General features: G+C 43.4%; 9 protein-coding genes and 1 pseudogene. 5 read left to right on the plus strand and 5 right to left on the minus strand.

What is annotated here, in order from left to right:
* The first annotated feature begins 244 nt into the window (after positions 1–244).
* Together BM736_RS22025 and fdhF are read left to right on the plus strand one after the other, a co-directional pair.
* Positions 245–1228: a pentapeptide repeat-containing protein gene (locus BM736_RS22025; protein ID WP_076416286.1), complete on the plus strand. Its 984-nt coding sequence runs from the start codon at positions 245–247 to the stop codon at positions 1226–1228.
* Positions 1229–1551: 323 nt separating this feature from the next.
* Positions 1552–5880, plus strand: coding sequence for a formate dehydrogenase subunit alpha (gene fdhF, locus BM736_RS22030; protein WP_076416289.1), 4329 nt, complete (start codon positions 1552–1554; stop codon positions 5878–5880).
* Positions 5881–5947: 67 nt separating this feature from the next.
* On the opposite strand, the gene BM736_RS22035 is transcribed toward fdhF, so the two are convergent.
* From BM736_RS22035 to BM736_RS22050, 4 genes are all read right to left on the minus strand, one after another.
* Positions 5948–7612 carry a methyl-accepting chemotaxis protein gene (locus BM736_RS22035; protein WP_076416321.1) on the minus strand — a complete coding sequence of 555 codons (1665 nt, stop codon included), beginning with the start codon at positions 7610–7612 and terminating at the stop codon, positions 5948–5950.
* Positions 7613–7807: 195 nt separating this feature from the next.
* Positions 7808–8971 carry a chromate efflux transporter gene (chrA, locus tag BM736_RS22040; protein WP_076416292.1) on the minus strand — a complete coding sequence of 388 codons (1164 nt, stop codon included), beginning with the start codon at positions 8969–8971 and terminating at the stop codon, positions 7808–7810.
* Positions 8972–9061: 90 nt separating this feature from the next.
* The gene (locus BM736_RS22045; RefSeq protein ID WP_076416295.1) at positions 9062–10237 is read right to left on the minus strand and encodes a glycerol-3-phosphate dehydrogenase/oxidase; all 1176 of its coding nucleotides are present in this window, start codon (positions 10235–10237) and stop codon (positions 9062–9064) included.
* A gap of 102 nt (positions 10238–10339) precedes the next feature.
* Complete coding sequence (locus BM736_RS22050; RefSeq protein WP_076416297.1) at positions 10340–10804, minus strand: MarR family winged helix-turn-helix transcriptional regulator; 465 nt, start codon at positions 10802–10804, stop codon at positions 10340–10342.
* 372 nt (positions 10805–11176) lie between these two features.
* Here BM736_RS22050 and BM736_RS22055 point away from each other — a divergent pair, with 372 nt between their 5' ends.
* From BM736_RS22055 to BM736_RS22065, 3 genes are all read left to right on the plus strand, one after another.
* Positions 11177–11671, plus strand: coding sequence for a hypothetical protein (locus tag BM736_RS22055; RefSeq protein ID WP_076416300.1), 495 nt, complete (start codon positions 11177–11179; stop codon positions 11669–11671).
* A 304-nt stretch (positions 11672–11975) separates the two neighbouring features.
* Positions 11976–13382 (plus strand): cytochrome C biosynthesis protein, encoded by a 1407-nt coding sequence (locus BM736_RS22060; protein ID WP_076416302.1) that lies wholly within the window; start codon positions 11976–11978, stop codon positions 13380–13382.
* 109 nt (positions 13383–13491) lie between these two features.
* Positions 13492–13689, plus strand: coding sequence for a cytoplasmic protein (locus BM736_RS22065; protein ID WP_076416304.1), 198 nt, complete (start codon positions 13492–13494; stop codon positions 13687–13689).
* Between the two features lie 58 nt (positions 13690–13747).
* Here BM736_RS22065 and BM736_RS22070 read toward each other — a convergent pair.
* Positions 13748–14025, minus strand: a pseudogene (locus tag BM736_RS22070) (IS4 family transposase); the annotation flags it as partial.

Genomic DNA, 14025 nt, shown 5'->3' on the forward strand with positions numbered 1-14025 from the left:
GCAAACCCGCTATTTTAACTTAATCGAGGGATTTCGACTAGGGCAAGAAAGCAGGAATTGCGGTTATTTCAAGCTTTATTTATTCATGACTTTTACTCAGGATATCCTTAGCTCTGCTCTATAGAATTGCGACAAGCAATTAAAAGAACTAACTTTGAATTCTAGCTAAGGGACGAGTGGCTTAATTTAGCGGTATCAATTATTTAAAATCACAAAGCCAAAATCTGCTGTCTATACTTTCTTCATGAATGATAAAATCCCGACATGTTGCTACCACGAAGATGAAGGGTTCTCATGCTCTGAGCCCGCTGAGCCATCAGGCCTGTGTTACTGGCATGACCCTAAAATCATTAAAGATAAACCTGAAGATATCCATAATTTAGAGCAGTTTGCTCGTAATGGTGGCATGCTTAGGGGGGTCTCGCTTAAGCGCGCAAAACTCCATGGCATAGACCTAGTACGTCATCATCAAAAGACAGGTTTTGATATGACACATGCGGAGTTATATCGAGCCGATCTCCAAGAGGCACACCTTTTTAATCTCAACCTCACCAACGCCAGCTTAATGAAAGCCGATCTTCGAGAGTCTAACGTCCACTGTGCCAACTTAGTTGGCACCAACTTGCTCGGCATCAAATGGAATGGCGCTAAGATAGAAAATATCTCAATCGGTAAAAAAATTAAGCAGGAGAAACTTGCCTTAGAGGCAGCTAAAGTTGGCGAGCGAGAGATAGCGATAGATTATTTTGAGCAGGCCGAGGAGATCTATCGAGATTTAAGAAAAGCGGCAGAACGAGAAGGTCTATTTGCCATGTCGGGAGATTACATTCGCAAAGAGCTCACCATGCGGCGGCACCAGATGCCGAAACATAGCTTTAAGCGCTATGTGTCCAAAACTATCGACCTCTTCTGTGGCTATGGCGAAGCACCAATGCGAGTCATAGGTTTCTCTATGGGCTTAATTTTTGTTTGCGCCATGCTCTATCTATTTACAGGGCTCAGTTATGACGGCAACGTGCATGTTTTTGATGTCGAAAATGACTTTAAAACCAATCTTTTTCTGTTTTTTAATTGCATCTATTACTCTGTTGTCACCTTCACGACGCTCGGTTACGGTGACTTTACCCCTATCGGTTTTTCCAGGGCCATTGCAGCCATTGAAGCCTTTACAGGTAGCTTTACCATTGCGCTTTTCGTGGTTGTATTTGTGAAAAAAATGACTCGCTGATAATCACCAAAAAAGTCGATCCCATAAGCGAATGAGCCTAAACAGTGATCTCACTCATTTATCGTGCAATAAAGCTGTCCCAACCCTTCAACTACTAACCCTTTTGTGAACAAAGCCGCAAGTTTAAACAGAAAAAGCGCTGCTAAGACCTGTTAGCAAAAACTCTCTGGTTATACTCTTTACAATTGTATTACTCCTTTATAGATAGTCTTATCCACAGTCACAAATAGCGCCTCCGGCACTCATGAGACTCTATAGAGCCACATATTGCTAACTCGAAAATGGACCTCCTGATAGCCTAAAAACAATGAAAGGCAGACACGATGAAAAATCTGATAATTGATGGTAAACGGATATCGGCGGCTTCCAATGAAACACTGTTAACAATCGCCAATAATGCCGGAATTGTCATCCCAAGCTTATGCCAATCACCGCTTAGTAAGCTTAAGATAAATAGCAATATACAACAAAATACTAAACAAGATGACAGTGAACAGAAAAGCCACTGCAACCTGTGTATTGTTGAGGTCCATAACTGCGCATCAACAGACGACAAAAGCCAAATAGTCCAAGCCTGTGAGACATTTATTTCAAGCTTAGATTCGGTGACTGAACAGCCTATCGAAATTATCACTCAATCAAGTTACTTAAGCCAACAAAGACAAGCTGCACTCAATAATATCTTGAGCGATCACTTTGCAGATTGTGAAGCTCCCTGCCAACAAGCTTGCCCAGCCGGTGTTGACGTACAATCATACCTTTATCATATTGCTCAAGGTAACCACACAGAAGCCGTTAAGGTGATTAAACAGACCTTACCTCTGCCGCTCTCTATTGGCAGGGTATGCCCTGCATTTTGTGAAACTGAGTGTCGCCGTGGCCTCCTTGATGAGCCTGTAGCCATAAGGCAGTTAAAGCGACATGCTGCCGATTTAGACATCGAAGATACCGATAGCTACACCCCACCGAAAGCCGCCAGCACAGGTAAAAAAGTTGCGATCATAGGCAGTGGGCCTGCCGGAATAACAGCCGGTTACTTTCTCTCTAACTCTGGTCATGACGTCACCATTTATGAATCTATGCCAAAGGCTGGCGGCTGGTTACGTTACGGTATTCCAGAATATCGACTACCAAAATCGATTCTCGATAAAGAGATAGAACAGCTATGTAAAAATGGCTTACAGATTGAAACGAACACTCGACTGGGAAGAGACATTCACCTCAATCAACTCGTGGAGAATTTTGATGCAATCTGCCTAGCAATTGGCGCCCAAAAAGCTGTCCCTATGGATTACCCAGGCATTGACCTTGAAGGCTGCTATTTAGGTGTTGATTACCTAAAAGATCACTGCACTGAAAAGCATTACTCTACGGGCAAGAAGGTGGCCGTTATTGGTGGTGGCAATACCGCAATTGATTGCGCTAGGACCGCACTGCGAGAAGGCGCTGATGTCACACTTATTTACCGAAGAACTCGTGATGAGATGCCAGCAGAGGATTATGAAATCGCTGCAGCTGAAGAGGAAGGCGTCGAATTTTACTTTCTCACTAATCCGATAATAAATCATCCAGATAATGCAGGTAGAGTAAACGCTATCACATTAGAAAAAATGGCGTTGGGCGAGCCTGATGCATCGGGAAGACGTAGACCTGTTTCGACAGGCGAAACCTTCACAGAAGCTTTCGATACTGTTATCCCTGCCGTATCTCAAATGCCAGATATGGAATTTCTTAAGCACCCACAGAGTCAACTGGCCACAGGAAAGCTTGCCCTCACCCGCTGGAATACTTTTGAAGGTTGCGATCACACTATGTCTGCTGGCATAAGCGCTGGTGTAGATAAACTTTTTGTTTTAGGTGATTCTCGTACCGGGCCTGCAACCGCCGTTGCCGCTGTGGCTGATGGACGAAAAGCCGCGGTGGCCATCGAAAAGTTGCTCACCCAAGGGCTAAGCTGTGAACTGATATCCAAAGAGTTTAACGCTACTAAAGCCATAAAAACCTCATCCCTCTCGGCGAGTTTATACCCTCACACAGCTAAACAAGCTAAAGAGAAGATGCCGGAGCTTAGCCTAAAGCATAGAGCTTTTAACTTTAACGAGATAGAGCTAGGGTTTAAGCCGAGCGCCGCAATGAAAGAGGCGGCGCGCTGCCTTGAGTGTGCCTGCCAGGCAAATACTGATTGTAAACTCAGAGACTACGCCTCTGAATACCGAGCTGATATAACGACAAACAATGCAACTAAAAACAAGGATGCTGAGTTAGCCCCACCAAGACGCTATGCGGTAGATAACACTAGCCCTTTTATCACCTTTGATGCCAATCGCTGTATCAGTTGCGGTGCTTGTGTTGATATTTGTCATAAGCAGAGTGGCCATAATGCCATCAGTTTTGAGTACAACAGTTATCAAGCACTACCCAGTGAAGATAAGGATTATGTTCGCCGAGCGCCTCGAGTTGGATTTAAAGCCTCAATGAATGATAGCGCATGTGTTCAATGTGGCGGTTGCGTACAGGTTTGCCCAACGGGTGCCCTTGTCGATGCCAGAGATAAAAGGCAGGGAGATAAAGCAGCGCTTAAGCAGCTATCAACAATTTGTACTTATTGTGGTATTGGCTGCCGGGTAAACATGCATGTTGATACCGACAGTAATCAAATTAAGCGTATTACTGGTGATAGCCAATCTCCAGTTAATCAGGGGATGTTGTGCGTCAAAGGGCGTTTCGGCTTTGACTTTATCTCTAGTAAAGAGCGACTTACCGAGCCTTTACTGCGTAAAAATGGTCAGCTAACTTCTGTGTCTTGGGAGGAGGCTATTGAGTTTATCGCCAACAAGCTTACAGCAACAATTAGCACCCACGGCAAGAATGCAGTTGCTGGATTGGCCTCAGCAAAAGCGACTAACGAAGATAATTATCTGTTTCAAAAGTTCTTTAGAGCAGTCTTAGGCACTAACAATATCGATCATTGCGCTCGCCTTTGTCATGCTTCAACTGTATCGGCACTTTATGACAGCCTAGGCAGCGGAGCTATGACTAACGATATTCCTGGCATAAAAGATTCAGACCTTATCTTCATCCTTGGATCCGACACCAGCAATGCTCACCCTATTATTGCCTCGCATATCAAAGAAGCGATTGAGCAACATGGTGCACGCCTTATTGTTGCTGATCCGAAAAAGGTCGATATTGCCGATCATGCACAGCTATATGTTACCCAGAAACCTGGCAGTGATGTCATGCTCATTAACGGTATCATGCAGCAAATAATTAAAAATGACTGGCATGACCTAGATTATATTCAAGCTAGAGTGGATGGTTTTAGTGAGCTCTATGATGAGGTGATGTCTTCTCAATATAGTTTAGAGAATACTCAAATAATCACAGGAGTCAGCCAAGCAGATATTGCCTCTATGGCGCGTATGATAGGCACTGCAAGTAAAACCGCTGTTTATTATGCCATGGGGATCACCCAACATACATCTGGGCACGACAATGTCACCGCTATCGCTAATCTACAACTGCTATGTGGCAACATTGGTCTGCGCGGTGCAGGGATAAACCCTCTGAGAGGGCAAAGTAATGTACAGGGTGCATGTGATATGGGAGCCCTGCCTAACTACTTCAGCGGTTACCAAAAAGTTGATGATCCTTTAGTTCAGATGCGTTTCAGTCAAGCCTGGGGGGTCGATGATCTGCCACATCAAACCGGTTTGGCCGCCACAGAGATGATGCTCGCCGTCATTAAAGATGAGCTCAAAGCACTTTATGTTATGGGAGAGAACCCAGTATTAAGCGATCCTGATCAGGCCCATGTTATTGAGGCGCTTAATAAGGTTGAGCTGTTAATCGTCCAAGATATCTTTTTGACTGAAACCGCTCAAATGGCAGATGTAGTACTACCTGCTCGCTCATTTGCTGAAAAAACAGGACACTTCACCAATACAGAGCGCCGTGTTCAGCAGCTTCAACCTGTAGTATCAGCTCCAGGTCAGGCACTAGATGATTGGCGAGTCATTCAAACCTTAGCCAATAAGATGGGTGCAAACTGGCAATATCATGATGAAAAGTCTATCTGGCATGAACTCATCGAGGTCACCCCTCAGTATCGGGGCATAAGTTGGAAGGCTATTGATATCAATACCGAAAATGGTCGTCAGGGTATCCAATGGCCAGCCCCGTCTAACAGTCACCCTGGAACGCCTGTGCTGCACACCCAAAAATTTACCCGCGGCCGCGCAAAAATGAAGGCGGTTAAGTACACTCTGCCCGCAGAGATGCCTTGCAACGAATATCCTTTGACCCTATCTACAGGGCGATTGCTTGAACAGTTTCATACGGGAACACTCACCCGTAAGACATCTGGGCTAGATGAGCTTGCTACCCCGCGAGTCATGATATCTGTCTTTGATGCAGAGGCGCTTGATATTAGAAGTGGCGATATGCTTAAGCTTGAAACTCGCCGCGGGGAGATAGCCATTGCCGCATTTGTCACTAAACGCGCACAGGCAGGCGTGCTCTTTTTGCCATTCCACTTTGCAGAAGCGGCGGCCAACAAACTGACTATCAACGCACTCGACCCAATTGCCAAGATACCGGAATTTAAAGTCTGCGCAGTGAAAGTGACTAAAATGGAGCCTGAGCTGGCTTAACTGTCATGCAGCCTAGATACAAACAAAAATGGGAAGCAACTGCTTCCCATTTTTTATGCCCGAAACATTAAATTTTAAACTGTCCCACAAGCAGCCCTAACTTATCACCTTCACCAGTTAGCTGCTGACTAACACCCGATGTACTTTCGCTAGAATGCATCAGTTCACTGACAATATCCTGAATCGCAAGGACATTTCGGTTAATCTCTTCTGATACAGAGCTTTGCTCCGTTGCAGCCGTTGCGATTTGAGTACTCATATCGTTTATTGAGGTAACTGCTGATGTGACAGCACCTAAACTTTCAGATATCGCCCTTGATGAATCTACGGAACGGATACAACTTTTCTGGCTTGACTCCATAGTACTCACAGCGACAGTAACTAAGCTGTGTAGCTCAGATAACATCTCATTAATTTCAAGTGTACTCGATTGAGTTCGACTCGCTAAACTTCTTACTTCATCAGCAACAACAGCAAAACCTCGACCTTGCTCACCAGCCCTTGCCGCTTCAATTGCTGCATTGAGCGCAAGTAAATTAGTCTGCTCTGCAATGCCACCTATAACAGTTAATACACTATTAATCTTTTGCGATTGCTCGCTAAGTGAATGAATATGTTCTGCAGCAGAGTTAATCTCCGACATCAAAGAGGAAACCTCTGTTAACGAAGTATCGACACACTCTTGGGCTTTTGACACATCAGTTGATGCAGCTTGCGTTGCATCAGCGACTTGTGATGTATTCATGGCAACTTCATTGGCCGTGGCAGACATTTCCGTAATGGCTGTTACAACCTGATCAGTTTCATTATTATGATTAGTGAGTTGAGCCCCCATCATCTCAGTTTGACTCAAGATGTTGTTTGCCCCAGTTTTAACTTCATGGGTAGCGTGAGATACGTCTTGAATAATCAAGTGCAGCTTTTCAACAAACTGATTAAATGCCAGTCCAAGCTGCGCTACTTCATCATCACCATGAATATCTAGCCTTTGTGTTAAATCCCCTTCACCTTGAGCAATATCACTAAGGCTTATAAGCATTTTTTTAATAGGCTTCACAATACGCCCAGCGGCATAGAGAACCCCCACCGCAGTGAAAGCTCCTAAAGCAAGTGCAATCAGAAAGATCACGATGGCTTTGTCTTGCATATGCTCTGTTATCGTTTGGCGAAATTCAACTATCTCCAACTCGATATCATCCATATATGCCCCTGTACCAATCATCCAATTAGTATTAGGGATCATCGCACCGAAACTTATCTTCTCAACGAGCTCATTCACTCCAGGCTTTTGATAATGGTAACTAAACACGCCATTGCCATTTTTAGCTGCATTCAATAGACCAACGATAATTTTCTTGCCGTTGGGATCAGTCATCCCAATGCTATTTATTCCTTCATTTTCAGGGCTAGCACCATGAAAAATATTAACTCCCTGTTCATCATAGATGAAGAAATACCCTGCATTACCAAAGCTAAGTGGCCTTAAGGCACTGTTAAGGTCACCTCGTTCGCCTAATTCAAGCTGATAAGACGCCACCTTGATAGCAATCTCTACTTCATCTCTTAGCTGATGTTCACGCTCTTCAATTAATTTCTCTCTGAAAGAGGCGATATCCTCCTCTAAATAGTCTGATTCAATCTGGTAAGAGATCAGCATCAAACTCACAAAGCTAATCAGTAATGGAACCAATGCAAATAGCAACAACTTATTTTTTAACGCTAACTTAGACATACCAACATCCCCCCCAAAATACATATATCTTATAAGCATCTATTATAACAACACCCCTCACCCATTAACAGTTAACAAACAAAGGTCTGTAATGTAGTACAAAAGAAGATGGAAATAGCGGTTTGAAATAAAATTAGGTGGGAAAATCCTATATGCTCTCGATTTCATTCAAGGCCTATAGGCTATAGTTTTTCATCAGTATCGCACAACCAATGGCAGAACCCCTGCAGTTATAAAGCCTATAAGCAGTAACAATATGTTCGGCTTGAGCAACTTTAAACAAGTAAAGCCGAGTACAACTATTATCAAGTCTTGCAAAGAGGAGACTGCAGAGCTAAAAACAGGGTTATAAAATGCCGCAATCAAGAAGCCAACGACACATGCATTAATGCCAGCTAATGCTCCTATTATTTTTGGCTTTGAGTTCAATGTATCCCAGCTTCGAAGCGCTGTTAACATCAGTAAGAAACCGGGCAAAAAAATCGCCAAGGTTGCCACAATAGCACCAATTAATGGAGATTCCTGCAGGAGCTCAGCACCCAAAAAAGCGGCCAATGAAAACATGGGACCTGGGACTGCCTGAGCTAACGCATAGCCAGTTAGAAATCTATCACTGCCTACAGCACCGCCAACCGCTGACTCCAACAATGGCAACACCACATGACCACCACCAAAAACTAGGCTCCCCGCCTGATAGAACTGACCAAACAAGACTGCAAGTTTAGTGTCTGTTTGCATCGCAACCAGCGCTATGATGAACAACACAGCAAAACTTATTAGCCAACCATAAGCTAATGGCTTTCCTGTCTGATTTGGCGATATAGGTCTTTTATTATCTAACGATAAACACATAGCGCCAACGATTGCTGCGAGCACGAGCAACGAAGTCTGCATGACAAGTGTAGGAGAGAGGAGCAATAAGATCGCACTAACCACCATTAATACTTTTGCGAGGTGATCTTCACAGAACTGATTGAACATGATCCAGATAGCATCAGCGACGACAACAACAGCCAAGAGTTTTAAGCCATGGATGACACCTTGAAAAAGATCGCTGTCGAGCCACTGAGCACTCGAAATAGCTAACACAAAGAGCAATAGAAAAGAGGGAAGTGTAAAACCGATAAATGCTGCAAGCCCACCAAGTAAACCACCTCGATGGTAACCAATGCCAAAACCAACTTGACTAGAACCAGGCCCAGGCATTACCTGGCTAAGAGCAACCAAGCTGCCATAATGCTTATCATCAAGCCAATTAAGATCATTTACAAAGGTCTGTCTAAAATAACCGATATGAGCTGCAGGTCCGCCAAAACTCACCAAGCCCAAAGTGAGAAAGCGAAAGAATATTTGCCACATAGAAAAATACACACAAGAATTTTTTATATAATATTGCGCTTATATGACACTCAGATGACAATTTTAAAATTGATATCTTTTATTGTGAATTCAGTAAAGGGGCAGCTTATCAATATTTGCAATGCTCTCTCTCTCACCTAATTGCAGTTTTACCCAGTCGACCGCCTCTTTAGATGTTGCTCTGAATGTCGTGAGCTTGCCACCTAACACTGTCATCAACCTTGGGTGTGTCATGCTTTTTTGTAATAACACCTCTCTAGAACGCTCAAAAGCACTTCCGCTGGTCTTTGGCAGTACTCTGACGCCACAAAATGTTTGCAAAACCTGAGCGTCTAACACCTCTATGTTTTCATATTGAGGAAAATAGTGACAATAGATCCCTAATAGATAATACCTCTCTTCACGCGTCATCTTAGGCTTGCCTTCAAGGTGTTCAAGCGTCACCTCAGTCGTCCCTAACAAGGTTTTTCCTTTCCAAGGCATTACAAAAATGACTCTTTCATCGAAGCATGACTCTAGATACAAGATGCCATCAGGTCCAGGAATATCGAGGAGCAGGTGGCTTCCTTGAACAAGCTCAATTGATGCATTAGGCACAGGGGGTTGTACTAGCTCAGAGACTTGATTAACCCATGGGCCGGCAGCGTTGATCACACAAGCTGCGGTCAGAGTAACCCGCTCTCCTTTCTGGCTATATTTCACTTCACAAGCGTTTGGCTTATGGACAATTGTATTGCATTCAACTTGAGTCAGTATCTTGGCCCCTAAGCTTTCAGCACTGCGGATCACAGCTTGCGTTAACGCTCGGTCATCTGTTTGTGCATCCCAATATTGAAAAACAGCTTCTAGTCCTTTAAGTTTTAAACCCGCAATTTGTGACCATTGTTCAGGAGGTAGACTTCTGAAACGGCCTAGTCGATCAAACTCACTTAATAGTGAATATGCGCTCAAGCCTGCACGTATGGCCCACTGACTCCTTTTACTGTCTTGATAGATAGGGATATAGAAAGGCGTCGCTTTAACTAGATCTGGCGCTAAACGTAAGAGTGTTCGGCGTTCAATAAGAGATTGCTTAACCAAGGAGAGTTGGCCGGATTCGAGATATCTCAGGCCACCATGAATTAACTTACTCGAATTAGCTGATGTCTGCTGCCCTATTTCATCCTTTTCGAGTAATACGACACTGTAACCGGCAGCAGAGGCACACTGAGCGATACCAGCACCATTAATCCCGCCCCCGATAATCAATATGTCGACACTATCCATGAATTACTCTCAGCTAATTGATAAAGCCAACATAGCATAATATTTTAAATTTAGAACAATACCTTGTGAACTGAGATGCCGTTATGGGTACATAATATTGCCCTAGCTTGATGCAGCCAGTAATCGATATGCTTCATCGCAGAGCTTTTTTAGCTCATTAAAGTTGTGCTGCTCTCCACCTAATTTACACCGCATCTGCATAGGCACCTTTTCAGCCTGATGCTTGAGTTGCTTCCCCTCCTCGGTAACATGCAAAACTCGCACACGCTCATCTTTCTCACTACGGCCACGACTCACAAGTTGTTTCGATTCTAATCTTTTCAACAATGGGGTCAGAGTGCCTGAATCTAAATGCAGTTTATCCCCTAAGGTTTTGACACTTATCCCTTCATGCTCCCATAGCACTAGCATGGCAAGATACTGGGGATAAGTGAGATCAAGCTGATTCAAAACCGGCCTGTAAGCTCTGATCATGGCATTTGTGGCAGTGTAAAGTGAGAAGCAAACTTGGTTTTCGAGTGCTAAAGGGTTTTGAGTAGGTTGAGTTGGCATAATATACGACAGCATAAAGATTCAGTTGTGCACAATATACTTATCTGTATCTAGAAAATCGATACTTTAATTCAAACAGGCTTAAACACTGTCCCCTTTTCAGTTTTACTGTTCACGGAAATGTAAATTTCACGACAATATGAGCGAAGAAGCTTTGAGTCAAAAATACGTCATAAACTGGTGTAGCCCAACCGTTATAAGCCCTAGATGATGCCTGTAAAATGACACGGCAACTCATAGATCATAAACTCAACTCGTACAATAAAAACCTAGGATTCAACAGCTTGATTTTAACTTAACATTAGCTTAGATTTGCACCTAAAATTACCTATCTAGCTCATTAAAATGTCATGAAAGGTTAACTAAGCTTGCTTCAAAGGAGTTGAAATGAAAGCAATCATCATCACTGTATTATTCCTGTTTACTGGAAATGCGATGGCTCAGTGCGACAAGAGCATACATGTAACTGAGATACCTTATGCCAAGAACAGTTCCTACTTTCCGAGTAAGTACGCTAAGCAGTTAGATAAACTGGTCAAAGAGTCGACAGAAAAACCTGGCTACCTTCTACTCGAGTTTCAGGTACTAAAGCAGCAGGATGAAGACGGCCGCAAATATGATATGTGGCTAGCCAATCGCCGTATAGACCGTATTAAAGAGTATCTTCACAATGCTAATTACTCAGCCCCAATTATCAGTCGTATTTTAACTGCGAGCAGTGAGGAGGTAAGAGATGTATCTATTCACTGGTGTGACACTGAAAATAACGCTGAAAAACTGAGTGAAAACACGCTAGAGAAACAGATAGAAAAGGCAGACGACACTCAACACAATCAACCTAGTGACATTAGGTTAGATGAGATTAATTCAGGCTCGCGATAAATCCACTTCAGCACTAAGTTGGGTTAATAAGGGATTAACTATACCATTACAAAACAATAAATTAGAAATCTCTTATTCACTTTCCCTCTAGGTTTTTGCTGACAACTGACATCCCAATAAGTTTAATCATTTTTTCTTAAATACGCCTCAGTTCCCAATTCCAACTTATTCGAGAATCCTGTTGCAATTATGCAATGCTAAGTTATCTATCAAGATGAAGTTAAGTAAAATAATTGCATATACCTTCTTTGGTAACTTCCTCTGTTATCGAAAGTAAACACCTAGCTCACCCCTTGGAGGGAACATGGCTAAAGCAATATTTTTACTTATTTTTTTCTGCCTCAGCTCATTTTCTACATTGGCAAGTACTGCACCTGCAACAGCAGAGATAAACCAAACATCAAGCTGGCACTATGTTGATGAGCAGGGAGAGCTAAAAGTTAAGCTGTATTTTTTCTGGTCTAAAACCTGCCCCCATTGTGCTGAAGCTCATCCATTCATTGACTCACTTGCTGAGCGCTACCCATGGATAGATCTACAAACACACCTAGTGTCAGATCCTGGCACCATGGAGATTTGGCAAGATATCGCCGAAGAAACACAAGTTCCAGCTCGATCAGTCCCCTACCTTGCTGCCTGTGATCAAGCCACTGTTGGCTATAGCAGTGAGGCTGTGACAGGAAAATACCTGCTCAACAATCTAAAAGCATGTTACCGCTCATTAGGCGGTACTGTCATTGATAACGATCCTGAATTATCTGGCTCAACTGAAAATGGTGCACCATTATTTGGTACCTGTAGTGATACAAGCGGCGAACCCGGTGCTGAAGGTACTTGTGACTTAGGTCTAAGCGATACAGAAACTCACACAAGCTCTGTTCAGCCTGTAGAGTTGCCCTTAATCGGTGTTGTCGCTCCGGAGAAACTGTCACTACCACTACTGACGGTAGTGCTAGCTGGTGTAGATGCATTTAATCCATGTGCCTTCTTCGTTTTACTCTTCCTGCTCTCCATAATGGTCAATGCTAAGAGTAAGAGCCGCATGCTAATTGTTGGCGGTATATTTGTCTTCTTCTCAGGCTTTATCTACTTCCTGTTTATGATTGCATGGCTCAATATCTTCACTCTACTAGGAGCTGGTAGTGATGGAAGCTTAATCATTATAGCTGCCGGGATTTTAGCACTCATTGCCGGGGTCATTAATATTAAGGACTACTTCTTTACTAAAGGGGAGGTCAGTTTATCTATGTCGGCTGAAAACCGGACCGGCTTAATTAAGCGCATGGGTAAACTAACCAATGCCAGCTCAATGGCGGCCATGATTGGAGGTACTGTTGTGCTAGCCATTCTAGCCAATGCCTATGAGTTACTTTGTACAGCTGGATTCCCCATGATCTACACCAGCGTACTCTCTATGCATGACTTGCCTGACATAGAGCGCTATATGTACCTGGTTTTCTATAACATTGTTTACGTCATCCCACTGGCTATTATTGTTATTGTATTTAGTGCGACCATGGGTAAGCGCAAACTGACTGAGAAAGAGGGACAAACCCTAAAGCTAATGTCAGGTATCATGATGGTTGGTATGGGTATCATGTTGGCAATGGATCCGGTATCCCTTCAAAACCCGGTGCTTGCAATAACACTAATCGCTGGCTCCATAGGGTTAACTTTCTTAATCACATTAGTTCGTAAGTATCTGAAATAGCTAGATGGGGTCGCAGACTGACTGCGACCCCAGTAGATAAAGCTAAAGGTTGGCAATTATCTGTCGATAACACTATATTGAATTAACTAGATCATAGATGGGGATATCAATGGCGATTTCGATAGGTACCGCAAATCTCGAGCCAAACTTAAGCAACGGTAATGTAGGCGTTAAAGTGGCCCAACTTGCTAAAGAACAGCAGCAAGTTGAAGGCGATATAGCACTTCAACTTATCGATGCTGCAGCGCCAGCCCCAGAGGCTGCCCCCGTTGGCAATGCCGGGCATAATATCAACATCAAAGTTTAAGTGCTTAAACAGAACAAAAAAGCCCTCTTTTTATAGGATAATGCTATTCGGATAAGCACTACTGCTTATATTTAAGTGGATAGCGGCTGGGTATATAGAGCACTGAACGTGGATATGTTCGGTGCTTTCTTTTATCTGGAAGGATAAAGTGTTTTATATCGGCCCGCATTTGCTTCAGCTTAGCTGGCAACTTCCCATCAGGTGATAAAGCAAGCCATCTTAATTGAGTGTCTATCAAGCTTATCGCTGCGGTAAAGCTAATACGGGTGGGTGCAACTTTGGCTTCTTTTGCTATCGCTACCATTTCTAAGCGAACCAGATTATAAGCGATAAGCA

The sequence above is a fragment of the Shewanella sp. UCD-KL12 genome (assembly GCF_001957125.1).
Taxonomy (GTDB): Bacteria; Pseudomonadota; Gammaproteobacteria; order Enterobacterales; family Shewanellaceae; genus Shewanella.

Coding starts and splice junctions, on each gene's coding strand:
- BM736_RS22035 (WP_076416321.1), bottom strand. CDS start 7,612: ATGTCTAAGTTAGCGTTAAAAAATAAGTTGTTGCTATTTGCATTGGTT.
- chrA (WP_076416292.1), bottom strand. CDS start 8,971: ATGTGGCAAATATTCTTTCGCTTTCTCACTTTGGGCTTGGTGAGTTTT.
- BM736_RS22065 (WP_076416304.1), top strand. CDS start 13,492: ATGGCGATTTCGATAGGTACCGCAAATCTCGAGCCAAACTTAAGCAAC.
- BM736_RS22055 (WP_076416300.1), top strand. CDS start 11,177: ATGAAAGCAATCATCATCACTGTATTATTCCTGTTTACTGGAAATGCG.
- BM736_RS22050 (WP_076416297.1), bottom strand. CDS start 10,804: ATGCTGTCGTATATTATGCCAACTCAACCTACTCAAAACCCTTTAGCA.
- BM736_RS22060 (WP_076416302.1), top strand. CDS start 11,976: ATGGCTAAAGCAATATTTTTACTTATTTTTTTCTGCCTCAGCTCATTT.
- BM736_RS22025 (WP_076416286.1), top strand. CDS start 245: ATGAATGATAAAATCCCGACATGTTGCTACCACGAAGATGAAGGGTTC.
- fdhF (WP_076416289.1), top strand. CDS start 1,552: ATGAAAAATCTGATAATTGATGGTAAACGGATATCGGCGGCTTCCAAT.
- BM736_RS22045 (WP_076416295.1), bottom strand. CDS start 10,237: ATGGATAGTGTCGACATATTGATTATCGGGGGCGGGATTAATGGTGCT.